General features: G+C 70.4%; 21 protein-coding genes and 5 pseudogenes. 10 read left to right on the top strand and 16 right to left on the bottom strand.

From position 1 onward, the window contains the following. Window positions 1–31 precede the first annotated feature (31 nt). The 5 genes and pseudogenes from WBG99_RS28570 to WBG99_RS28550 form a co-directional block, all read right to left on the bottom strand. Window positions 32–607 (bottom strand): GNAT family protein, encoded by a 576-nt coding sequence (locus WBG99_RS28570; protein ID WP_338899057.1) that lies wholly within the window; start codon window positions 605–607, stop codon window positions 32–34. Further along, window positions 604–1,643: pseudogene (locus WBG99_RS28565) on the bottom strand (IS256 family transposase). The gene WBG99_RS28570 and the pseudogene WBG99_RS28565 overlap by 4 nt, the downstream one beginning before the upstream one ends. Window positions 1,644–1,702: 59 nt before the next feature. After that, on the bottom strand, window positions 1,703–2,011 hold the full coding sequence (locus WBG99_RS28560) for a hypothetical protein (RefSeq protein ID WP_338899056.1): 309 nt from the start codon (window positions 2,009–2,011) through the stop codon (window positions 1,703–1,705). Between the two features lie 438 nt (window positions 2,012–2,449). After that, window positions 2,450–3,058: a DNA-3-methyladenine glycosylase gene (locus WBG99_RS28555; RefSeq protein WP_338899055.1), complete on the bottom strand. Its 609-nt coding sequence runs from the start codon at window positions 3,056–3,058 to the stop codon at window positions 2,450–2,452. 14 nt (window positions 3,059–3,072) lie between these two features. Then, a pseudogene (locus tag WBG99_RS28550) lies at window positions 3,073–3,330 on the bottom strand (DNA-3-methyladenine glycosylase); the annotation flags it as partial. Window positions 3,331–3,539: 209 nt separating this feature from the next. On the opposite strand from WBG99_RS28550, the gene WBG99_RS28545 reads away from it, so the two are divergent. From WBG99_RS28545 to WBG99_RS28535, 3 genes are all read left to right on the top strand, one after another. Further along, a complete protein-coding gene (locus WBG99_RS28545; RefSeq protein WP_338899054.1) occupies window positions 3,540–4,322 on the top strand; it encodes a sporulation protein in 783 nt (260 codons plus the stop codon). A gap of 42 nt (window positions 4,323–4,364) precedes the next feature. Continuing rightward, window positions 4,365–4,904 (top strand): YbhB/YbcL family Raf kinase inhibitor-like protein, encoded by a 540-nt coding sequence (locus WBG99_RS28540; protein WP_338899053.1) that lies wholly within the window; start codon window positions 4,365–4,367, stop codon window positions 4,902–4,904. A gap of 149 nt (window positions 4,905–5,053) precedes the next feature. After that, a complete protein-coding gene (locus WBG99_RS28535; protein ID WP_338899052.1) occupies window positions 5,054–5,560 on the top strand; it encodes an HNH endonuclease in 507 nt (168 codons plus the stop codon). Between the two features lie 163 nt (window positions 5,561–5,723). Here WBG99_RS28535 and WBG99_RS28530 read toward each other — a convergent pair whose 3' ends face one another. The 3 genes from WBG99_RS28530 to WBG99_RS28520 all read right to left on the bottom strand — a co-directional run bounded on the left by WBG99_RS28530 (window position 5,724) and on the right by WBG99_RS28520 (window position 8,198). Then, the gene (locus WBG99_RS28530; RefSeq protein ID WP_338899051.1) at window positions 5,724–6,671 is read right to left on the bottom strand and encodes an SPFH domain-containing protein; all 948 of its coding nucleotides are present in this window, start codon (window positions 6,669–6,671) and stop codon (window positions 5,724–5,726) included. A gap of 158 nt (window positions 6,672–6,829) precedes the next feature. Continuing rightward, window positions 6,830–7,261 (bottom strand): NfeD family protein, encoded by a 432-nt coding sequence (locus WBG99_RS28525; RefSeq protein ID WP_338899050.1) that lies wholly within the window; start codon window positions 7,259–7,261, stop codon window positions 6,830–6,832. 145 nt (window positions 7,262–7,406) lie between these two features. Then, window positions 7,407–8,198, bottom strand: coding sequence for an ABC transporter ATP-binding protein (locus WBG99_RS28520; protein WP_338899049.1), 792 nt, complete (start codon window positions 8,196–8,198; stop codon window positions 7,407–7,409). A 150-nt stretch (window positions 8,199–8,348) separates the two neighbouring features. Here WBG99_RS28520 and WBG99_RS28515 point away from each other — a divergent pair, with 150 nt between their 5' ends. Beyond that, window positions 8,349–9,134, top strand: a complete 786-nt coding sequence (locus tag WBG99_RS28515; RefSeq protein WP_338899048.1) for a hypothetical protein — start codon at window positions 8,349–8,351, stop codon at window positions 9,132–9,134. Between the two features lie 86 nt (window positions 9,135–9,220). Continuing rightward, a pseudogene (locus WBG99_RS28510) lies at window positions 9,221–9,334 on the top strand (IS481 family transposase); the annotation flags it as partial. Here WBG99_RS28510 and WBG99_RS28505 read toward each other — a convergent pair. The 4 genes and pseudogenes from WBG99_RS28505 to WBG99_RS28490 all read right to left on the bottom strand — a co-directional run. Next, window positions 9,326–9,667 (bottom strand): annotated as a pseudogene (locus tag WBG99_RS28505) (helix-turn-helix domain-containing protein); the annotation flags it as partial. The pseudogenes WBG99_RS28510 and WBG99_RS28505 sit on opposite strands and share 9 nt — an antisense overlap. 79 nt (window positions 9,668–9,746) lie before the next feature. Beyond that, window positions 9,747–9,995 (bottom strand): chaplin ChpE, encoded by a 249-nt coding sequence (gene chpE / locus WBG99_RS28500; RefSeq protein WP_338899047.1) that lies wholly within the window; start codon window positions 9,993–9,995, stop codon window positions 9,747–9,749. Window positions 9,996–10,152: 157 nt separating this feature from the next. Then, window positions 10,153–10,794, bottom strand: coding sequence for a response regulator transcription factor (locus tag WBG99_RS28495; RefSeq protein WP_338899046.1), 642 nt, complete (start codon window positions 10,792–10,794; stop codon window positions 10,153–10,155). Next, window positions 10,787–11,932, bottom strand: coding sequence for a GAF domain-containing sensor histidine kinase (locus WBG99_RS28490; protein WP_338899045.1), 1,146 nt, complete (start codon window positions 11,930–11,932; stop codon window positions 10,787–10,789). Before WBG99_RS28490 ends, WBG99_RS28495 begins: the two co-directional genes overlap by 8 nt. 227 nt (window positions 11,933–12,159) lie before the next feature. Between WBG99_RS28490 and WBG99_RS28485 the strand changes: the two genes are divergently transcribed. The 3 genes and pseudogenes from WBG99_RS28485 to WBG99_RS28475 all read left to right on the top strand — a co-directional run bounded on the left by WBG99_RS28485 (window position 12,160) and on the right by WBG99_RS28475 (window position 14,925). After that, window positions 12,160–12,855, top strand: coding sequence for an SDR family NAD(P)-dependent oxidoreductase (locus WBG99_RS28485; RefSeq protein ID WP_338899044.1), 696 nt, complete (start codon window positions 12,160–12,162; stop codon window positions 12,853–12,855). Next, window positions 12,852–13,939 (top strand): annotated as a pseudogene (locus tag WBG99_RS28480) (S-adenosylmethionine:tRNA ribosyltransferase-isomerase). The gene WBG99_RS28485 and the pseudogene WBG99_RS28480 overlap by 4 nt, the downstream one beginning before the upstream one ends. Before the next feature lie 296 nt (window positions 13,940–14,235). Then, the gene (locus tag WBG99_RS28475; RefSeq protein WP_338899043.1) at window positions 14,236–14,925 is read left to right on the top strand and encodes a transglycosylase SLT domain-containing protein; all 690 of its coding nucleotides are present in this window, start codon (window positions 14,236–14,238) and stop codon (window positions 14,923–14,925) included. 75 nt (window positions 14,926–15,000) lie between these two features. Here the strand turns inward: WBG99_RS28475 and WBG99_RS28470 are convergent, their stop codons facing one another. After that, on the bottom strand, window positions 15,001–17,520 hold the full coding sequence (locus WBG99_RS28470; protein ID WP_338899042.1) for an FHA domain-containing protein: 2,520 nt from the start codon (window positions 17,518–17,520) through the stop codon (window positions 15,001–15,003). Between the two features lie 240 nt (window positions 17,521–17,760). On the opposite strand from WBG99_RS28470, the gene WBG99_RS28465 reads away from it, so the two are divergent. Beyond that, the gene (locus WBG99_RS28465) at window positions 17,761–19,686 is read left to right on the top strand and encodes a streptophobe family protein (RefSeq protein WP_338899041.1); all 1,926 of its coding nucleotides are present in this window, start codon (window positions 17,761–17,763) and stop codon (window positions 19,684–19,686) included. A 150-nt stretch (window positions 19,687–19,836) separates the two neighbouring features. Continuing rightward, complete coding sequence (gene serB, locus WBG99_RS28460; protein WP_338899040.1) at window positions 19,837–21,045, top strand: phosphoserine phosphatase SerB; 1,209 nt, start codon at window positions 19,837–19,839, stop codon at window positions 21,043–21,045. Window positions 21,046–21,149: 104 nt separating this feature from the next. Here the strand turns inward: serB and WBG99_RS28455 are convergent, their stop codons facing one another. From WBG99_RS28455 to WBG99_RS28445, 3 genes are all read right to left on the bottom strand, one after another. Beyond that, window positions 21,150–21,668: a histidine phosphatase family protein gene (locus tag WBG99_RS28455; protein WP_338899039.1), complete on the bottom strand. Its 519-nt coding sequence runs from the start codon at window positions 21,666–21,668 to the stop codon at window positions 21,150–21,152. A 96-nt stretch (window positions 21,669–21,764) separates the two neighbouring features. Further along, window positions 21,765–21,977: a hypothetical protein gene (locus WBG99_RS28450; RefSeq protein ID WP_338899038.1), complete on the bottom strand. Its 213-nt coding sequence runs from the start codon at window positions 21,975–21,977 to the stop codon at window positions 21,765–21,767. A gap of 244 nt (window positions 21,978–22,221) precedes the next feature. Beyond that, complete coding sequence (locus WBG99_RS28445) at window positions 22,222–22,338, bottom strand: SGM_5486 family transporter-associated protein (RefSeq protein WP_338899037.1); 117 nt, start codon at window positions 22,336–22,338, stop codon at window positions 22,222–22,224. Window positions 22,339–22,358 lie beyond the last annotated feature (20 nt).

Raw genomic sequence — 22,358 nt, 5'->3', positions numbered from 1 at the left:
CAAAAGTTGTGGATCAGCATGTTCTCGGTTGTCAACTTGGTCGGGTGCTGCGGTAGTAGAGCATCCCTTCGTGGTCTGGTTCGAGGTCGGGGAGGGTGAAGCCGGCGGATTCGGCGCAGTTGCGACTGGCGCGGTTGTCGGCGTCGATCCCGCAGAAGAACGTCTGGACATCGCCGACGTCGGGGTGGGTGAGGACGGCTTGGAGGGCGGAGCGGCCGTATCCGTGCCGCCACCGGTCGGGGTCGACCAGGTAGGCCAGGCCCATGGCAAGCCGGGGGTCGGCGTGGGACAGGATGGGGCCCTCGGGGCCCTCGCCGTGGTAGCGGACCCAGCGGTCATAGACGTCGCCGCAGATGAACGCGACCGGCGTCCCGGCCTGATCCAGGCCGATCCACCCGTGGGAGCGCAGCACCATCGCGCCGCGGAAGGTGGTGCAGGGGTACTGGCTGATCAGCCGCAGCTGACGGTGGATCCAGAACCGGCCGCCCAGGCGCCTGTGGACCTCGGGGTGGTCGAACCAGTGCTCGATCTGGTGCGCCCCGGTCTCGGTCAAGGGGTGCAGCCGCATCTGCGGGCTCTCCGGCTGTGTCTGCGAAGGCCGGCTCATGCTGCCGCCTCGCGTTCGACGAGGACGCCGTTTCCGAACGTGGCGCCCGCGCGGACCAGGGCGACGAGGTGGGCTCCGGTGACCGCGTGCCAGCGGGCCTGGGCGGATTCGACGAGCTTGAACACCATCGCGAGGGCTGCGGCCGGGCTGCCGGCGCCGCGGGTGACCTTGGTGCGGAGCTTGACGGTGGAGAGCGTCGACTCAATCGGGTTCGTGGTCCGCAGATGGATCCAGTGCTCGGCCGGGAAGTCGTAGAACGCCAGCAGCTCCTCGGCGTCGTCGGAGATCTTCGCGACGGCCTTGGGCCACTTCGCCCCGCAGGTCCTGGCGAACGCCTCGACGGCCTTCTCCGCGTGCGCGCGGTCCTCGGCGTTGTAGATCTCCTGCATCGCCTTCGTCGCGCCCGGCTGCGCGGACTTCGGTAAGGCGTTCGTGATATTCCGGGCCTTGTGGACCCAGCACCGCTGATGGCGGGCGGTCGGGAACACCTCGGCCAGCGCCTTCCACAAGCCCATCGCGCCGTCCCCGACGACCAGCTCGGGATCACACATGCCCCGACGGCGGCAGTCCCGCAGCAGATCGGCCCGGGAGTCGGTGGACTCGCGCGACCCCTCGGCCAGCTGCTTCGTCAGCCGGGTCACGGTGACCGGCGGCAGACCGGCCGCAGCGCCGAGGAACTGCTCCAGCGCGGGCACGAAGTCCCCAGAAGACAATCCGTACAGGTAGAGCAGCGGCAGCACCTCGCTGACCTTGGGGGACTTGCGGCACCACGGCGGCAGGATCTTCGAAGAGAACCGCATCCGTTCGCCGGTGTCCGCATCCACCCGCTTGTCGTTCACGCGCGGGGCCGGTGGTGGCCATTACGGACCACCAGGCGGCGCCCTGCCTCGTCCTTCTCGGCCGCCAACTCTGCTATGCACTGGTTGACTTCGGTCTCCAGCGTGGCGGCGAGCATCCGCCGTGCGCCCTCGCGGACGATCTCGTCGATCAGGGAGCCGGACTCGGTGGAGCCGTCGGCGTTCACTACGCTGAGCACGGGTGTGCCTTCCCGACCCGCACTGCGAACGCGGGTCTACTCGGTGACTGGTCGATCAATCACCCGGGAAGGTACGCCCTTCGCGTGCTCCCGGGGAGCCGATCCACAAGTCCTGAGCATTGCTCCGGCTCCTTGGCTCGGGCCACTGCGTTGCGGGTGCTCTGATCGGACAACGGCTTGCCGCTCTTGCCCAGCAGCGCGGCCGGCCGGCCCGGCTCGAAGCCTGCGTGTCCTTGCCGGTCCGCCCATCCGATGGCGGCGAAGTGGACACGGTAGGCGAGCGGGTGTCCGGGGTGCTGCGCCATGCGCCGGTACTCGCGCTGGGAGACTCCGCCCCACGGGCGGTCATGGCGGAAGCTGATAGCCACCGAGTGTGGCTCCTTCCTGTGAGGCGCACACGGATGCGCCAGTGCCCCCCGCCGGACGGCGGGACATGTACCTCCCTTTCGTTGCCGGGGTGGACCGTGCACGGATGGCGCGGTCTCTCTTCACAGGTGGACGCCCAAGCCTTCGGGCCTGGACTCGGTCTCGTGCGGTCGGGAGCGACGGCGGCGACCTGGCCGAGGGATCGTACACGAAGGAGGGAGGACCCCGTTCAGGGAGCCCGCCCGTGTGGTGCTGCTCTGTTCGGCCATCCGCTGATGCACCCGGCCATCCCCCACCCGTCCGGCCCGAGTCGGCGCACGTCGGCAGTCACTCGACCGGCCGGGAACGCGTCACGCGCCTCGGTCGCGAGCGATCACCCACCTTCTGGCCCAACCTCCGCGCCGACTCGCCGACAAGCCGTGAGCAAGGCGCACAGCGGCTCAGGCTCCGGCGGGCTTGGCTCGCGGACTCAGCCGGTACGCCGAGACCGTCGGATCACCGACGAGGTAGAACCGGTGTTGCCAGTCGTGGGCCTTGCTCACGCCTACCCGAGGACCAACCTGGATGAGCGCGCCAGGTACCGACTCACCCTCGGACAACACGACCGAGGTACCTGTCAGGAGGTCCGCGCCGTTGTGCTCCGCCGTGATGCCGAGTGCCTGGCAGACGTTCCCCGGACCTCGGGCAAGCCGTGGACTCTCGACCCTCTCCCCTCGTCGCTTGCGTGCCAGGATTTCCCCCTCGATGACCCTGCCTGCCCGGATGAGGACAGCCGAGGCGATGCCGTCCGTCCCGGTGACGACGTTGGCGCACCAGTGGAGACCGTGGGACCGGTAGACGTACAGGTGTCCTGCGGGTCCGAACATGACGGCGTTACGGGGTGTCTGGCCTCGGTAGGCATGGGAAGCTGGGTCAGCCGTACCGGAATACGCCTCGGTCTCCGTGATGGCGATGCTCACGGTTCCCTCGGGGGTCCTGCAGGTGAGGACGCTCCCGAGCAGCCTGGGGGCAACCTCTTCGGCAGGATGGGCGAGGACGTCAACATTCATGCTGACCGCCTTGACATGCCGTAGGTGAAGTAGACATAGACATGGCCCGGCGGACCGAACATGACGCCGTTGCGGGCGGTACGACCCCGATGGGCGTGGGAGCCGGGGTCGTTGGCGCCGTCGTAGGCCCCGACCTCCGTGAGGCGGAGTTCGATCGGGCCGTCCGGGGTGGTGCGTACGAGGACACGGCCCAGGAGGTCCGGCGCCACTTCCAGGACGGGGCGGTCGAAGAACTCGCGGGCGAGGGGCGTACGGTCGGAGCTCGCGATCATGGCGTACGAGCGTAGTCCAGACAGGTGCGCACCGACGGTGGAGAGGGGGCGTTCTCCTTGGAAGGGTTTGGAAGGGTGAGGACGCGGAACCGGTCGCCGTCGGTCTGCGTTTCTAGGGATCAAGGATCCACGCCACACACAGCGATCCACACCACACAGAACACAGAGCCACACAGACACGCAGGCATTGCCTGACGGGAGGAACAGACATGGGGTTCAAGCGACTGCTCGCGAGCCTGGGGGCCGGTGGGGCTTCGGTCGAGACGGTGCTGACCGAGGTGAATGTCGTCCCGGGCGGTGTCGTCCAGGGTGAGGTGCGGATCCAGGGCGGTTCCGTGGACCAGCAGATCGAGGCACTGTCTGTCGGGCTGCAGGCCAAGGTCGAGGTCGAGGGCCAGGACACGGAGTACAAGCAGGACATCGAATTCACCAAGCAGCGGCTCGGTGGTGCCTTCGAGCTCAAGGCCGAGGCGGTCCATGTGGTGCCGTTCGGGCTGGAGATCCCGTGGGAGACGCCGGTCACCACGATCCAGGGGCAGACGCTGCCGGGCATGAACATCGGCGTGACCACCGAGCTGGAGATCGCGCGTGCGGTCGACTCCGGAGACCTGGACCCGATCAACGTGCACCCGCTGCCGGCGCAGCAGGCGATCCTGGACGCCTTCATCCAGCTGGGCTTCCGCTTCAAGAACGCGGACCTGGAGCGCGGTCACATCCGGGGTACGCGGCAGAAGCTGCCCTTCTACCAGGAGATCGAGTTCTTCCCGCCGCAGCAGTACCACGGCCTGAACCAGGTCGAGTTGAGCTTTGTCGCCGACGAGCGCGAGATGGACGTCGTGCTGGAGATGGACAAGAAGCCGGGGCTGTTCAGCGAGGGCAGTGACTCGTTCCGCGCGTTCAAGGTGGGGCTGCACGACTACCAGGGCACGGACTGGGCCGCGTATCTGAACCAGTGGCTGTCGGAGGTCGGCAGCAAGCGCAGCTGGTTCTAGGCTCTGAGCACACCGACCACAGAACCACCAGGAGGTACCGAGGTGACCGAGCCGAAGAGGCCGCCGCTCCCCCACGATTTCCACCCGGTCGTGCCGTCGTTCACGGTCGCGAGCGAGGACGTCGAGGCGGGTGCGACGCTCAAGGACGCTCAGGTCTACGCGGGCGGGAACACCTCGCCGCAGCTGCGCTGGAAGGGCTTCCCGCCTGAGACCAAGAGTTTCGCCGTGACGTGCTACGACCCGGACGCCCCTACGGGCAGCGGGTTCTGGCACTGGGTGGTGTTCGACATCCCGGCGTCGGTGACGGAGTTGCCGGCGGGTGCCGGCTCGGGGAAGTTCGAAGGGCTGCCCGGGGGTGCCGTCCAGGTGCGCAACGATTACGGGACGAAGGACTTCGGTGGCGCCGCGCCGCCGCCCGGGGATCCGGCGCACCGGTATGTGTTCACGGTGTACGCCGTGGACGAGGAGAAGCTCGGTCCTGATGCGGATGCTTCGCCCGCGGTGGTCGGTTTCAACCTGCGTTTCCACACGCTGGCGCGCGCTCAACTCATCGGTGAGTACGCCGCTGTAGCGGAAGAGTAACGAAGCCGGCGTTCGTTGAGCGTTTGCCCGTCTCCGGTCATGGAAGTGATCAGAGACGGGCATTTTTATTGCGTTGTCCATCTCGACGTGCCCGGCCAGAGTTGATCCAAGCCTGCCGGGGGGTGGGCTGGCACAGGAGGTGGGCTGGAATGCGGGACACGCTGGTACTGAACGCGAGCTTCGAGCCGCTGTCGACGGTGACGCTCAACCGAGCCGTCGTTCTGGTACTGCAGGACAAGGCCGTCGTCGAGCAGACCCACCCCGAACTGCGCATGCGCGGAGCCGCGGTCGACATACCGGCGCCCCGGGTGATCAGGCTCTGCCGGTATGTGAGAGTGCCGTTCCGAAGACAAGCGCCGTGGTCGAGGCGGGGTGTGCTGGTACGGGACCGGCACAGATGCGCCTACTGCGACAGGCGGGCGACGACGGTCGACCATGTGGTGCCGCGGTCGCGGGGTGGCGGTGACACCTGGCTCAACACGGTGGCGTCGTGCGCCGAGGACAATCACCGTAAGGCCGACCGGACTCCGGAGCAGGCGGGGATGCCGCTGCTGCGGCAGCCGTTCGAGCCGACGCCGGCGGACGCGATGCTTCTGTCTCTGGGCCATGACGACTTCGACGCGCTGCCGGACTGGCTTTCACAAGGGGCCGCGTAGGGCTCCGCCAGAAGCCCCGCCTGAGCGTCGCAGTGGCTGTTGTAGCCGACGGGCTGCGGGTGGAGTGGACTGATCGCGCCCACGCGGCGGAGCCGCATATCGACAAAGCCCCGCGCCCCTGAAAGACGGGTGGGCGCGGGGAACGTCTGGTTTCGGGGCCTGGTCAGTCGATGGCCGGCTTCTCGCGGCGCTCGCTGCCGCCGTCGCTGGGCCTGGGGACGGTCGGGCCGCCGCCCAGGTTGCCGAAGTTGCCCATGGCGCCGGAGAGGCCCTTGAGGGCGTCGCCGATCTCGCTGGGGACGATCCAGAGCTTGTTGGCGTCGCCCTCGGCGATCTTCGGGAGCATCTGGAGGTACTGGTAGGAGAGGAGCTTCTGGTCCGGGTCGCCGGCGTGGATGGCCTCGAAGACCGTGCGGACGGCCTGGGCCTCACCTTCGGCGCGCAGCGCGGCGGCCTTGGCCTCGCCTTCGGCGCGGAGGATCTGGGACTGCTTCTCGCCCTCGGCGGTGAGGATGGCGGCCTGGCGCGTACCTTCGGCGGTGAGGATCGCGGCGCGCTTGTCCCGGTCGGCGCGCATCTGCTTCTCCATCGAGTCCTGGATGGAGGTGGGCGGCTCGATCGCCTTCAGCTCGACGCGGTTGACGCGGATGCCCCACTTGCCGGTGGCCTCGTCGAGGACGCCGCGCAGGGCCGCGTTGATCTCCTCGCGGGAGGTCAGGGTCCGCTCCAGGTCCATACCACCGATGATGTTGCGGAGGGTGGTGACGGTGAGCTGCTCGATCGCCTGGATGTAGCTGGCGACCTCGTACGTGGCGGCACGGGCGTCGGTCACCTGGTAGTAGATGACCGTGTCGATGTTCACGACCAGGTTGTCCTGGGTGATCACCGGCTGGGGCGGAAACGGCACGACCTGTTCACGGAGGTCGATGCGGTTACGGATGGAGTCGATGAACGGGACGACGATGTTCAGACCCGCGTTGAGTGTCCGTGTGTAGCGGCCGAAGCGCTCGACGATCGCCGCGCTGGCCTGTGGGATGACCTGGATGGTCTTGATCAGGGCGATGAAGACCAACACCACCAGAATGATCAGGACGATGATGATCGGTTCCATCGTTGCTCCCCGTGCCCTTCTTCGCCGTAGCGCTTCCGGAAGATCTTATGCCTGTCGGGACTGTTGAAGATCACGCTGGTCGAGTCTGGCAGAACGGCGCCTGCCAGGTGGGGCGTTGCGCTCATCGCGTCATCGCGTCGTGACCACGTCGTGCGAGGTCACATGACGATCGCGGTGGCTCCCTCGATCTCCACGACATCCACTTCCTGACCCACCTCGTAGGCCTGTCCGCTGTCGAGTGCGCGGGCGGACCAGACTTCTCCGCCCAGCTTGATACGGCCGCCCGCGCCGTCGACCCGTTCCAGGACGACGGCGTGCTTGCCCTTCAACGCGTCGACCCCGGTCGCGTGTTGGGGCCGCTGGGATCTGTGCCGGGCCGCGATGGGCCGTACGACGGCGATGAGCGCGACGGAGACGACCGCGAAGACGACGACCTGGAGTACGACACCCCCGCCCAGCCCCGCGGTCACGGCCCCGGCGACGGCGCCCAGGGCGAGCATTGCCAGTTCGGGCATCGCGGTCACGACGAGGGCGACCCCGAGCCCGGCCGCGCCGATCAGCCACCACACCCATGCGTCGATGCTGTCCACATCGTCAATGGTAAAGCCGCGGTCCTCCCGCCGAACAGGGCGCACGGTCAGAGATCGTGCACAGACTGCCGCCAAGTCGGGTGCGTCCGGGCCGGGTTGTGAGCCCGGGGCGCCCGACCGGCAAAAGCCGGGGAGAACCTGAAGGTCAGGTGAGCGGCAGGCCCTGGGCGGTCCAGCGCTCGCCGATCTGGTCGACGACCAGCGGAAGGCCGAAGCACCGGGAGAGGTTGCGCGAGGTGAGTTCGAGTTCGAGCGGGCCCGCGGCGAGGATCTTGCCCTGACGGATCATCAGGACGTGGGTGAAGCCCGGGGGGATCTCCTCGACGTGGTGCGTGACCATGATCATGGAGGGGGCGATCGGGTCGCGGGCCAGGCGGCCGAGACGGCGCACGAGGTCCTCGCGACCGCCGAGGTCGAGGCCGGCGGCGGGCTCGTCGAGGAGCAGCAGCTCGGGGTCGGCCATCAGGGCGCGGGCGATGAGGGTGCGCTTACGCTCGCCCTCGGAGAGGGTGCCGAACTTCCGGTCGACGTACTCGGTCATGCCGAGACGGTCGAGGAAGGCACGGGCGCGCCGCTCGTCGATCTCCTCGTAGTCCTCGTTCCAGGTGGCCGTCATGCCGTACGCGGCGGTCAGCACGGTCTGCAGGACGGTCTGACGCCTGGGGAGCTTCTCCGCCATGGCGATACCGGCCATGCCGATGCGGGGGCGCAGTTCGAACACGTCGACCTTGCCGAGGGTGTCGCCGAGGATCGTGGCGGTGCCCTTGCTCGGGTAGACGTAGCTGGACGCGATGTTCAGGAGGGTCGTCTTCCCGGCGCCGTTCGGGCCGAGGATGGCCCAGCGCTCGCCCTCCTTGACCGACCAGGAGACCTGGTCCACCAGAGCCCGGCCCTCGCGGACCACGGATACGTCCTCCAGCTCCAGAACATCGCTCATGAGCGCGCTGTCTCCCCTTGCAGTGTCGGCCTGTCTCGGCTGTCGCGTACGCCTGTGGTTGGAGCCACCGCCGGGTGGGCGCAGCCCTCAAGGAAATCTACGCCACCGGTCGGGCCGTCCATTCCATCGGTCGGTCCTTAGGGTGGGGGCATGCTCTCGGAACCACGCTCAGGGCGCCTTACCTCATGGGGAAATGCCCTTCTTGCCGGACTTGTCTCGCCGGATGACGCGGTCCTCGCCATCGTCGGGGAGGACGCGGTCCACCGGGTGGATGGGTTGCCCGGGGAGTCGGGGCCTGTCGGGCTGACGCTCGCGCTCGGGCGGTTGCGGGCGCTCCGGGTGACCGGACTGCGGGTCGCCCTGCCCGCGCCGGGGCATCCGTTGGGGCTCAGCGGGCCGCCGGAGTTCAACAAGCGGGCACTGGAGGCGGAGGAGGCGGTCGTCTGTCACGGGGGTGCGCTGGGGCTGGTGCCGGAGGTGTACGCGGCGGGACCCTCCGGGGACGAGCACGTGGAGGTCGTCTGGCACTGTCTTGAGGTGCGGGAGGCTCCGCCTGCCGATGTGCCGTCGCTCGGGGAGGCGGAGCGGGAGCTGGCGGAGGCGTTGCGTGAGGCGACCGCTGTGTTGTCGCGGCTGGACGTCGCGGCTTCCGGGCCGGTGGCCGAGGCCGCGATCGACGCGTATCGGGCGCGGGCAGAGCGGGGGCGGGCGGTGCTGGCTCCGGGGTACCCGCCGCGGGCGGTACGGGTGCTGGAGCTGGCGCAGCGAGTGGGGTTGCTGATCTCGGTGGCCTTCGAGAACGGGCACGGCGGCGCTGTGAGCGCCTCCGAGATGGCCTCCCGCACCGTCGCGTTGCGCCCGGTGGAGCGGACGGCCCGGCGGGCCCAGGTGGCGGCGTACAACGCGTTCGTGGAGGAACGGGAGCGGGGGCGCTAGGTGTTCTGTCCGGGGAGTTGCGGACGGTGACAGGGCTCACGGCTGACGGATCTTGAAATGGGTGAGGGCCTTCTGGCTCGGTGTGGATTGCGGCATCTACGCCGTACGGCAGAACGGCCCTCGTGCCTCACCGTAATGCACCCCTGACCGAGACCGGCCGCCTGCGTCTGGCCCGTTGCGTGGTCGAGGACGGCTGGCCGGCCGACGGCCTTGTGGCCGCCGCCGTCGGGGATGTTGCCGAGTTCCTCGATGTCGACGTGGGCCGGTTCGCCGGGCCTCTCACGTTCGTAGCGGCGTATGACTCGGCCGGTGGCCCGGTCCAGGTGGGTGAGGCGGGCCAGGCCGTAGCGGGTCAGCACGCGGTGCACGGTCGAGGGAACCAGGTGCAGCAGGTGCGCGATGCGGGCCGGCCCCCAGCGGCGCAGAACACGGACCTTGATGATGCGCCGTTCGGTGCGGGGCGGGACCCGGCGCGGGCTGGTGCGCGGGCGGCTGGAGCGGTCGCTCATGCCTGCCTCGCCGAACGCCCGGTGAAGAGGCAGGGGAAACCTGACCGGCCTTCCAGGGAGCGCCTGGAAGGCCGGTGGTCACTGGTGCTCCGGGGCGGGCACGTCAGTGGTTGACACCCAGGTTGCCGAAGGCCGGGTTCAGGATGCCGACGACGTTCACGCTGTTGCCGACCGCGTTCACGGGGATGTTGACCGGGGCCTGGATGACGTTGCCCGAGACGACGCCCGGCGAGCCGATGGCCTGGCCGTCGGCGTGCGCCCCGCCGTCGGTGGCGGAGGCCATGCCGGCACCGGCGGCGACGAGGCCACCGGCCACCATCGTGACAGCGGCGGCCTTCTTCAGGTTCTTCACTTTGAGCCCTTCCTTGCGATCACTGCGGCGGTCGCACGCAGCACGCACTGAAGAACGGCGGAGCCTCCGGCAGGATGCGCCATCCGGGGGACATACGCCCGACGGTATGAATCTCAGCCCGGAGGGGAACCTTCCAGGTTGCCGGACAATCCCCCCGTCATCTGGTCATACCATGACGGACCGCCCACAGTGCGGCCTGCGTCCGGTCCGCCAGGTCGAGCTTCATGAGGATGTTCGAGACGTGGGTCTTGACCGTCTTCTCGGAGAGGACCAGCGCGCGGGCGATCTCGCGGTTGGAGCGGCCGTCGGCGATCAAGCCGAGCACCTCGCGCTCCCGCTCGGTCAGCGAACCGCCTCTGCCCTGCCCGGAGCTGGCCTCCTCCTGGGACAGAAGCACGCTTGCGACCTCGGGCTGGAGAAGGACGTGTCCGGCGTGCACCGAGCGGATGGCGCCGGCGAGCGCGTCGGGGTCGACGTTCTTGTAGACGTATCCGGCGGCGCCGGCGCGCAGGGCCGGGACGACCGTGCGCTGCTCGGTGAAGCTGGTGACGATGAGCACGCGCGCGGGGTTGTCGAGTGCGCGGAGTTTGCGCAGCGCGTCGACGCCGTCCATGCCGGGCATCTTGACGTCCATGAGGACGACGTCGGGCCGGAGTTCCTCGGCGCGGGAGACTCCTTCGGCACCGTCGGCGGCCTCCCCCACGACCTCGATGTCGTCCTGCACCTCCAGGAAGGTGCGCAGACCGCGGCGGACCACCTGGTGGTCGTCGACGAGCAGCACCTTGATCGCGTCAGCCACCGGGGACCTCCATCTCGATCGTGGTGCCCTTTCCGGGCGCCGATTCCACGGTCAGCCGGCCACCGACCCCGCTCGCCCGGTCGCGCATGGAGACCAGGCCGAGGTGACGCCCCGCGCGGCGTATGGCCTGGGGATCGAAGCCGTCGCCGTCGTCCGTGACCCGCAGGACGGCACCGCCGCCGTGCCGGTCGAGGGTGACGTCGACCCGCTCGGCTCCCGAGTGCCGCAGGGCGTTGTGCAGGGCTTCCTGGGCGACGCGCAGCACGGCCTCCTCCTGGGCCGCGGGCAGGGCACGGGCGCCGCGCCCGGCGAAGGTGACGCGGGCGCTGTGGGCGCGGTCCAGGACCTGGATCTGGGTGCGCAGGGTGGCGGTCAGGCCGTCCTCGTCGAGCCCCGCGGGGCGCAGCTCGACGACGGCGGCGCGCAGTTCGTCCGCCGCCTCGGCGGCGAGCGCGGCCACCTGCTGGAGTTCGCCCTTGGCGCGCGAGGGGTCACGGTCGACCAGGGCGGCGGCGGCCTGGGCGGTCAGGCGCAGGGAGAAGAGCTTCTGGCTGACGGCGTCGTGGAGTTCGTGGGCGAGCCGGGAGCGTTCCTCGGCGATGGTCAGCTCACGGCTGCGTTCGTAGAGGCGGGCGTTGGTCAGGGCGATCGCGGCGTGCTGGGCGAGGATCGCCAGCAGTTCCTCGTCGTCCTCGGTGAAGCCGCAGCCGCCTTCGGGCCTGGGGCATCGCTTGTTGGCGAGGAAGAGGGCGCCGATGACCTCGTCGCCGTCGCGGACGGGCAGGCCCAGGAAGTCGACCAGGTCGGGGTGGGCGCTCGGCCAGCCCTCGAATCGGGGGTCCGTGCGGACGTCGGCCAGGCGCTCCGGGGCGGCCTGGTGGAGCATCGCGGCGAGGATGCCGTGCTGGCGCGGGAGGGGGCCGATGGCCTTCCACTCGGCGTCGCTGACGCCGTCGACGACGAACTGGGCGAAGCCCCCGTGGTCGTCGGGGACGCCGAGCGCGGCGTACTCCGCGTCGAGCAGCTCACGGGCGGAGGCGACGATCGTCTTGAGGACGTCGCGCACCTCCAGGTGCCTGCTCATGGCCAGCAGCGCGGAGCTGACCGCGGCGAGGCCGGACCGTGGACCCTGACTCATGACCCCACCGTACCGGCGGGGTCCGACAGCGCGGATCGGACCGCCGCAGGCCGCGTCCGGACCCTCGGACCTAGGCCTCGGGACCTGGTCCGAGGGCGATACACCTAGGGCGAAGGGCCCCGGCGCCTTGCGACCCGCGCACGAGGCGGTGGGGGCGGTGCCGTCCCTACGTTGGGATCACCGCCGGTCGGGTCGGGCGGCGGTTCGAGGGCGAGGGGACGGATGTCATGCCGGTAGCGATCATCACGGGGGCTTCGAAGGGGCTGGGCCGGGCACTCGGCGCGGCGCTGGCGGAACGCGGGTGGGACCTGGTGCTCGACGCCAGGACCGCTGAGGTTCTGCGGGAGACGGCGGCGGAGCTGTCGGCGTACGGGACGCGGGTGGAGGCCCTTCCGGGGGATGTCACGGACGCCGGGCACCGGGCCGGGCTGGTGGCGGCGGCGCGTGGGCTGGGCGGGGTCGATCTGCTGGTGAACAACGCGAGCGCGCTGGGCGCCGAGCCACTCGTACGGCTGGAGGGGCTGGCCCTGGACGGTCTGCGGCGGGCCCTGGAGGTCAATGTGGTCGCCGCGCTGGGGCTGGTCCAGACGGCGCTGCCGCTGTTGCGGGCCTCCACGGCGGGTGCGGTCATCGACGTCAGTTCGGACGCGGCGGCCGAGGCGTACGAGACGTGGGGCGGGTACGGGGCCTCGAAGGCGGCGCTGGACCATCTGTCGGCGGTGCTGGCCGAGGAGGAGCCGGGGCTGCGGGTTTGGGCCGTCGATCCGGGGGACATGGGCACGGGCCTGTACGCGGCGGCCGTGCCGGACGACGACGCTCCGCGGCCGAGCCCGGAGAGTGTGGTCCCGGCGTTTCTGCGGCTGCTCGACGAACGGCCGCCCAGTGGGCGCTGTGCGGCGCGGTCCCTGCTGGAGAGGCGATGACGACGGCGGCGGTGCGGGTGCCGGACGAACTGCACGCGCGCGTGCCCGCCGAGCAGCGCGGACCGGGTCTCGACCGGGACGCCGTACGGCTGCTGGTCTCGCGGGGTACGGAGGTGTCGCACCACGCGTTCGCGGCGCTGCCGGGGCTGCTGAAGGCGGGCGATCTGCTGGTCGTCAACACCTCGCCGACGCTGGCGGCGGCCGTGGACGCAACGACCGGCCCCGGGCGCGTGGTGGTGCATTTCTCCACACGGGGCGACGACGGGCGCTGGGCCGTCGAGCTGCGGGATCCGGACGGCCGGGGCACCACGCGCGCGCGGGCGGGCGGTCCCCCGGGGACGGAGGTGCGGCTGCCGGGCGGCGTACGGCTGGTGCTGGAGGAGCCGCTGAGCGGGCGGGGCGAGCGGCTGTGGTGGGCCCGTGTGTCGCCGCCGGCTGTCGCCGGGATGCTCCGGGAGCACGGGCGGCCCATCCGTTACTCCTACACGGAGCGGGATCAGCCGTTGTCCGTGTATCAGACGGTGTTCGCGTTGCCGTCCGAGGACGGGGCGGGGAGTGCGGAGATGCCGAGTGCGGGGCGGCCGTTCACGGGGCGGCTGGTGGCGGAGCTGGTGAGCCGGGGTGTGCAGGTCGCGCCGGTGACGCTGCACACCGGGGTGGCGTCGGCGGAGGCGCACGAGCCGCCGTATCCGGAGCGGTTCGCGGTGCCGGAGGCGTCGGCGCGGCTGGTCAACGCGGCGCGGGCGGGGGGAGGGCGGGTCCTGGCGGTGGGGACGACGGCGGTGCGGGCCGTGGAGTCGGCCGCCGGGCCCGACGGCGTGGTACGGGCGCGGGAGGGCTGGACGGATCTGGTGGTGACGCCTGAGCGGGGGGTGCGGGTGGTCGACGGGCTGCTGACCGGGCTGCACGAGCCGGAGGCCTCGCATCTGCTGATGCTGGAGGCGATCGCGGGGCGGGCGGCGATCGGCCGGGCGTACGAGGAGGCGGTCGAGGGGCTCTACCTGTGGCACGAGTTCGGGGATGTGCATCTGATCCTCCCCGAAGAAGGCCTCACGTAGTGCATTGCTCCAGCAACTGCCGGTGAAGGTCCGGTGCGCTCGGTGTGAGCCCGCACATAGGGTGCGCGTCACTTACGAAGTTCTTTAGGAGATGAATGAGATGGTTTGAGCGGGACAGACGCACCATTCTGTCCCGTTTTGCCGTTTCCGCGTCAACTAGGAAGCTTCGTACGTCACACCTTTGCCACCCGATTTTGCGGCCGCTAAGAATGGTTGACGTCGCTCGACGCCGCGGATTTCCCCGCGGCGTTTGCGCTGGAAGAGCAGTGTCCTGAACCGGCCCGAGAGCGACCTCCGCGCTATTCGAAGAGGTCCATCACTCATGCCCAAGAACGCCAACATCCTCCGCAACCGTCTCGCCCTGACCAAGACCCACAAGCTGTCGTTCGCCGGAGTGGCCGCCGTCGGCGCCGCCTCCCTCGCGTTCTCGCTGGTGCCGGCCGAGGCTCAGACCTCCGCGCAGACGGTGTCCGCGGCTCCGGTGGCGTTCAGCCAGAACACGGCCCAGGCGGTGAAGGCGAGCGTCACCGACCAGGCGGCCGACGCCGACAAGAAGGCCGCCGCCGACAAGAAGGCCGCCGCGGCGGCGGCGGCGAAGAAGAAGGCCGAGCAGGAGCGCGCGAAGAAGGAGGCCGCGAGCCGGTCCGCCAAGCGCGCCGCCGAGCTCAAGGCCGCCGCCGCGAAGACGTACCCGGACAACCTCGACGGCTGGATCCGTGAGGCACTCGACATCATGAAGAAGCACAAGATCCCGGGCACCTACAACGGCCTGCACAAGAACATCATGCGGGAGTCCTCGGGCAACCCGAACGCCATCAACAACTGGGACATCAACGCCAAGAACGGTGTTCCGTCGATCGGTCTGCTGCAGGTCATCAAGCCGACCTTCGACGCCTACCACGTCCCGGGCACGGCCTGGAGCCAGTACGACCCGGTCGCCAACCTGACGGCCGCCGCCAACTACGCGGCCGACCGCTACGGCTCGATCGACAACGTCAACAGCGCGTACTGAGGCCGCGCGGACCTCTGAGGCGTGAAAGGGCGGCACCCTGTGCGGGTGCCGCCCTTCCTGCGTCCGTGCCCCGGGCTACTTCCGCATGACCTCCGGCTCGTGGCGACGCAGGAAGCGGGCCACGAGGACACCGCAGACCACGCCGAGCACGATCAGGGCGATCATGTCGATGCCGTAGGCGCCGACGGTGTGGTCCCACAGCGGGTCCGTGTCGCCCTTCTCCTTGGGCGGACTGATGTTGTTGAAGTCCAGCGTGGCGCCCGCCGCGGCGACCGCCCAGCGCGACGGCATCAGGTACGAGAACTCGTTGACGCCGGGGCTGCCGTGCAGGGCGAAGAGGCAGCCGGTGAACACGACCTGGACGATCGCGAACATGACCAGCAGCGGCATCGTCTTCTCGGCGGTCTTCACCAGCGAGGAGATGACCAGGCCGAACATCATGGACGTGAAGCCGAGCCCCATGATCGGGATGGAGAGTTCGAGCATGACGGCGAGCTTGCCGGTGCCGAAGATCAGCGCCTCGTCCGGGATCGTGCGGCTGGAGAAACCGATCACGCCGACCATGGCGCCCTGGAACACGGTGACCGCGCCGAGGACGATCACCTTGGACATCAGGTACGCCGAACGCGACAGGCCGGTCGCCCGCTCCCGCTCGTAGATCACCCGTTCCTTGATCAGCTCACGGACCGAGTTGGCGGCGCCCGCGAAGCACGCGCCGACCGCGAGGATCAGCAGCACGGTGGCGGCCGTGCCGTTCGGGACGGGCATCTGCGTCTGCGGGTTGATGCCCCTGACCAGCAGGTCCTTGTCGGGGTCGATGAGCAGGCTCACCGCGCCGAGGACAGCCGGCAGGACCACCGTCAGCGCCAGGAAGCCCTTGTCGGACGCGATCACCGAGACATAGCGCCGGACCAGCGTGCCGAGCTGGGAGAACCAGCTCTGCGGCTTCGGTGGGCGCATCGACCGCGGCGGCGGCATGTGCACCGACTGCGCGGCGACGGCGTCGATGTCCGCCGCGTACATCTGGTAGTGCTGCGAGCCCTTCCAGCGGCCCGCCCAGTCGTAGTCGCGGTAGTTCTCGAAGGCGGAGAAGACGTCGGCCCAGGTCTCGTAGCCGAAGAAGTTCAGGGCCTCCTCGGGCGGACCGAAGTACGCCACCGAGCCGCCCGGGGCCATCACCAGCAGCTTGTCGCAGATCGCCAGCTCGGCCACGGAGTGGGTGACCACCAGGACCGTACGGCCGTCGTCGGCGAGGCCGCGCAGCAGCTGCATGACGTCGCGGTCCATGCCCGGGTCGAGGCCGGAGGTCGGCTCGTCCAGGAAGATCAGCGACGGCTTGGTCAGCAGCTCCAGGGCGACCGAGACGCGCTTGCGCTGGCCGCCGGAGAGGGAGGTGACCTTCTTGTCCTTGTGGATGTCGAGCTTGAGCTCGCGCAGCACCTCGTCGATCCGGGCCGCGCGCTCGACGCCGGTGGTGTCGGCGGGGAAGCGCAGCTTGGCCGCGTAGGTCAGCGCCTTCCTGACGGTCAGTTCCTTGTGCAGGATGTCGTCCTGCGGGACGAGACCGATGCGCTGGCGCAGCTCGGCGAACTGCTTGTACAGGTTCCGGTTGTCGTAGAGGACGTCGCCCTGGTTGGCGGGGCGGTAGCCCGTGAGCGCCTTCAGCAGGGTGGACTTGCCGGAGCCCGAGGGGCCGATGACGGCGATGAGCGACTTCTCCGGCACGCCGAAGGAGACGTCCTTCAGGATCTGCTTGCCACCGTCGACGGTGACCGTCAGATGGCGTGCGGAGAAGGAGACCTCACCGGTGTCGACGAGCTCTTCCAGGCGGTCGCCGGTGATCCGGAACGTCGAGTGTCCGACGCCGACGACGTCGTTCGGGCCGAGGAGTGCCGTGCCGCCCTTGGCGATCGGCACACCGTTGACGAACGTGCCGTTGTGCGAGCCGAGGTCGCGGATCTCGAAGCGCCCGTCGGGCGTCGCGTGGAACTCGGCGTGGTTGCGCGAGACCTGCAGGTCGGAGACGACCAGGTCGTTCTCCAGGGCACGGCCGATGCGCATGACACGGCCGAGTGCCAGCTGGTGGAACGTGGTCGGGCTGCGGTCGCCGTGGACCGGAGGCGCCCCAGCGCCACCACCCGGGCCCTGCTGGGGGTAGCCCTGCTGTCGCGGGACCTGGGCCTGCGGCGGCTGCTGCCAGCCCGCCTGCGGTGCCTGCTGCTGCGGGACCTGCTGGGCGGCGTAGCCGGCGCTCGCGCCCTGAGCGGCGTACGGCTGCCGCGGCGGCGCGGCGACGCCCGCGGCGGCGACGGAGAGGTTGAGTCTCGGGCCGTCGGTCGCGTTGCCCAGGTGCACGGCCGAGCCGGGGCCGACCTCCACCTGGTGGATCCGCTGGCCCTGTACGAAGGTGCCGTTGGTGCTGCCGTGGTCCTCGATCACCCAACCACGGCCGCTGAAGCTGATCGTGGCGTGACGCCAGGACACCCTGGCGTCGTCGAACACTATGTCCCCCTGCGGATCACGTCCGAGGGTGTATGCCCTGGACGGATCGAGCGTCCAGGTTTGTCCGTTCAATTCCAGTACGAGTTCCGGCACTCCATGCCCCACTGAGTTGTCCCCGAATTACCCCCAACACAGGGAGTCTAGGGATGGCGAACATCGGGGGGAACTATTTCAGGCTCGGTCCCCTGACCGAAAGTCGGGCCTTGCGAAGAGTGCGTACGGAGGCATCGACCGGTCCCGTTGACGGGGTTGAAACCAGGCCGGAGAGTGGTATTCCCACGCGAGGGGGACATCGGCGGTGCAACGCCGCGATGCGGATCGGGGGGTCCGACCATGAGCGAGCAGAACGCCGGCCGGGGCCGGAGCGTGCCGTGGGGGGACGTGCTGTTCTCGGCGATCGCCGCCGTGAGCTGGGCGTTGATCGGGATGGCGGCGACGGCGGCGCTCGGTCTGCATCTGCTGGAGGCCGATTCGGCCGGCGAACTCGGTCCCATGACGGCGGCGGTTGTGGCGCTCGGGGCGGGTGGGTCGGTGACACCGTCCGGCGATGTGTCCGTCTTCGGCCTGGAAGGAGCTCAGGCGACCACCGCCATCGAGATCACGCCACTGGGGGTCGGCCTGGTGGGGGCGCTCGTGCTGTCGTGGTTCTTCCTGCGGTCCCTGCGCGGCGCGGGAGTTGTGCTCGCGCCGACCGAACTCCTCGCGCGCGCGGGCACGGTGCTCGCGCTCTTCGTGGCGCTGATGGGCGGACTGGCCTGGGCCGGCGACGCCGTCGTCACCCTCGACGGGAGCCGGCTGGAGATCGACGAGCTGCCGGGCGGCGACGGCCTCGACAACGTGGAGATCCCGGGGCTCGGTGACCTCGGGGACATCGGCGGCGGGCTGCTGCCGGACCGGCTGGGTGGCCTGGCGGACGCGAACGCCGAGGTCGGCTTCACCGTCGACACCGCTCCGACCCTGCTCGGCGGCCTGCTCTGGTGCGCCGGAGTGCTGCTGATCGCCCTGCTGGCCTCGCGCCGCACTCCCCTGCCGCGCGGCCTGGCCGCCGTGCACCGGGCCGTACGGCCGGCCGTGTCCGCCGTGGTCACCGTGCTGCTGGTGGCGGTCCTGGCCGGGCTCGCGGCGGCGGTGTACGCGGCGATCGGCGATCCCCACCCCAGGCGGATCGCCGGCGCGGCCCTTCTCGGCACGCCCAACGGCGTCTGGCTCGGCGTCCCCATCGGCCTCCTCGTCCCCTGGGACGGCGAAGTCACCGGCCGACTGGCCGACCTCCTGCCGGACCCCATCGACCAGCTGCTCCGCGTCGACGCGACCGAACCCGTCACGCTCGGGCGCCTCGCCGAACTGGACGACCGCGTCTGGCTGTTGGGCGTCGCCACCGCGCTGATGATGTTGCTCGCCGGGGTCCTGACCGCCGTACGTACGCCTTTTGCGCGGGTATTGACCGGCACCGCTGCCGGGGGAACGACCGGTGCGGATGTACGGGTCGGGGGCGCGCTCGGCTTCGCGGGGCGCTGCGCTCTTCGGCTCGGTCTCGCGACGGCGGTGGCGCTGCCCCTGCTCGTCCGGCTGTCGGAGGTCTCCGTGGACGCCTCTCTCGCCCTCTTCGGCATCGACGCCTTCGACGCGGGGATCGAGCTGCGCGGGCGGGCGGCGACCGCCTTGGTGCTGGGCATGCTGTGGGGCGGGGGCGCGGGGGCTGCTGGGGCGCTGGTGGCGTGTGCGACCGGGGCTGCCGGGGGGCGGGCCTCGCCGTTGGCGCGGGGGGACACGCAGGGGGCCGGGCCGGCGGGGATCGCCGAGGCCCATGCCTCGGTCTCCGCCTCGGGACCGTACGCGCCGGGCACGCCGTACCGGCCGCCGAACCCGGACACCAATCCGTATCTGCGGCTGCCGGACGAACTGCGGAGGCCACAGGAACCGCCGAGGTCGCGGGAGCCCCGGTCCGGGGAGGACGGGCAGGGACCGGCGGGGCGAGGTGTGGAGGGACGGGGTGCGGGCGACCCGGGTGCCTCGAAGGGCTCCGGAGGCCCAGGAGCGCCGCGGCCTCCGGATGTGCACGGGGCGCCCACGGTGGTGCGGCGGCTCACGCCGCCGCCCCGGCGGCCGGGGCGACGGCCGGGGTCCGGTGCGGGGACAGGGGCGGGTACCGGACCGGGGGCGAGGCAGGGGTCGGGGTCCGGATCGGGTGTCTGGCCTCCGCCACCGCCGCCTCCGGAGGAGGGGCCGCCGCCCCCGCGGGGTCCACGGGGGCGTTGAGGTACCTCCCGGGACGGGGGTGACCGAGGGGCGCTCCGGGCGTCGTACACGATCCGGGTGCGCTTCGGTCGCCGGTGACCCGGTGTTCTCCGTCCGCTGGGCGGACCTCAAGGGCAAAAGGCACGGGGCGCCGGATACGGTGGGCACATCATGAGCGCTTCGCAGACCTCCTCTGACGTCCCCACTCTTCTCGTCAAGATCTTCGGCAAGGACCGGCCGGGCATCACCGCCGGGCTGTTCGACATCCTTGCCGCGTACTCCGTCGACGTGGTCGACATCGAGCAGGTCGTCACCCGTGGCCGGATCGTGCTGTGCGCGCTCGTGACCGCGCCGCCCGCCGGGCGGGAGGGCGACCTGCGGGCGACCGTCCACAGCTGGGCGGAGTCGATGAAGATGCAGGCGGAGATCATCTCCGGCCTGGGCGACAACCGGCCGCGTGGCCTCGGCCGCTCGCACGTCACCGTCCTCGGCCACCCGCTGACCGCCGAGTCCACTGCCCGGATCGCCGCGCGGATCACGGCGACCGGCGGCAACATCGACCGCATCTTCCGGCTCGCCAAGTACCCGGTGACGGCCGTGGAGTTCGCGGTGTCCGGTACGGAGCCGGAGGTGCTGCGGACCGCGCTGGTGACCGAGTCGGTGGCGCTGGGTGTGGACGTGGCCGTGGTCGCGGCGGGGCTGCACCGGCGGGCCCAGCGGCTGGTGGTCATGGACGTGGACTCCACGCTCATCCAGGACGAGGTGATCGAGCTCTTCGCCGCGCACGCCGGGTGCGAGAAGGAGGTCGCCGAGGTGACGGCCGCCGCGATGCGCGGGGAGCTGGACTTCGAGCAGTCGCTGCACGCGCGCGTGGCGCTGCTGGAGGGGCTCGACGCCTCGGTGGTGGAGAAGGTGCGCAGCGAGGTGCGACTCACGCCGGGGGCGCGCACACTCATCCGGACGCTGAAGCGGCTCGGCTTCCAAGTCGGTGTCGTCTCGGGCGGGTTCACCCAGGTCACGGACGACCTCATGGTGCGGCTGGGGCTCGACTTCGCTCAGGCCAACACGCTGGAGATCGTCGACGGGAAGCTCACCGGCAAGGTCGTCGGCGAGATCGTGGACCGCGCGGGCAAGGCGCGGCTGCTGCGTCGGTTCGCCGCCGAGGCGGGCGTGCCGCTGGCCCAGACCGTGGCGATCGGCGACGGCGCCAACGACCTCGACATGCTCAACGCGGCCGGTCTGGGCGTCGCCTTCAACGCCAAGCCGGTGGTCCGCGAGGCCGCGCACACCGCGGTGAACTTCCCCTTCCTCGACACCGTGCTGTACCTGCTCGGGGTCACGCGGGAAGAGGTCGAGGCGGCGGACACCCACGACGAGTAGCGCGGCGTACGGGAAGGCCCGGCACCGAGGCGGTGCCGGGCCTTCGTCGTGCCCGGTGCCGGTGAGGCAGTGTGGCGGCGAGGCAGTGCGGCGGTGCGGCCGGGCTATTCCGTGGGCGCCCAGTAGCCGGCCAGTGTGGCCGCGCCCGGCTCCAGGCTCTTCCAGGAACCCTCGAAGGAGAGCACGGCGAAGGCGGCGGCCGGATACCCGTGGCGGTTCATGCGGTCGCGGGCGTCGCCCTCGGCGCGGCCGGCGAGGATGTCGGCGAGGCCCTGGACTCCGGGGTTGTGGCCGATCAGGAGGACGTTGTGCGCGTCGTCCGGGGTTTCGTTGAGCAGGGTGATCAACTCGCCGGGCGAGGCCTCGTAGATCCGCTCCTCGTAGACCGTTTTCGGCCGCTCGGGAAGTTCATGGACGGCGAGCTTCCAGGTCTCCCGGGTCCTGACGGCAGTGGAGCAGAGGGCAAGGTCGAAGGGGATGCCGGAGTCGGCCAGCCTGCGTCCGGCGACGGCGGCGTCCATGCGGCCCCGGTCGGCGAGCGGCCGGTCGTGGTCGGACACCTGTGGCCAGTCGGCTTTCGCATGCCGGAAGAGGACAATCCTGCGAGGTTCTGCGACGCTCATGTGTCCCAGCTTCGCACGAACCACGCCATGGGGCGCAGGGAGTTGGAGTGCGTCCGCCCGACGCCCGTACAGGTGCTCCAGGGGCCGGGCCGCCCGTCACGGTATGTGGCTCAGCAGTGCCTGCTGCAGGCGGTCCCAGAGGTGGGCGATCATGGGGTCGCCGCTCGCCGCGCGGGCTTCCGCGGGGTTGAGGAACAACAGGAGGGTGACGAAGCCGAGGGCGGGCAGGGCGACCGCCCACCACCGCAGCCGGACGTCGACGCCGCTCGTGGTCGCCGGGTGGGGCCGGGTGTGCGTACGGGCCGACATGCCGCCTCCGTGGTCTCTCGGGTCCTGCGTGGCCCGGTCCTCCGTGGGCCCTCGCGGGTCTCCTGCGGCCACACCCTCGAAACTACGGAATGCCGACGGTTCGTCCCATCCGGTGATCCACCCACTTCACCCTGAGACTCACCCCTAGGGGACGCGGGTGCCGGCTCCACCCCTCGGCGTCGGCGGCGTCGGGGCCGGCGGCGTCGGGGCCGACCGGCTCCGACGGCCCGACCGGCGTGGTGCGTCAGGGGGACGCGATGGCCGCGATGACTCCGATGACGATGAAGATGGCGAGGAACGAGCCGAAGACCAGGAGCATCTTCTTCTGGCCGTTCTGGGGGTTCGGGTCGAGCACTGGCATGCGCCCAGTCTCGCACCCCT

Origin of the sequence: Streptomyces sp. TG1A-60, assembly GCF_037201975.1 — a bacterium.
Classification (GTDB): domain Bacteria; phylum Actinomycetota; class Actinomycetes; order Streptomycetales; family Streptomycetaceae; genus Streptomyces.
This window is presented reverse-complemented; position numbering and strand designations above follow the sequence as displayed.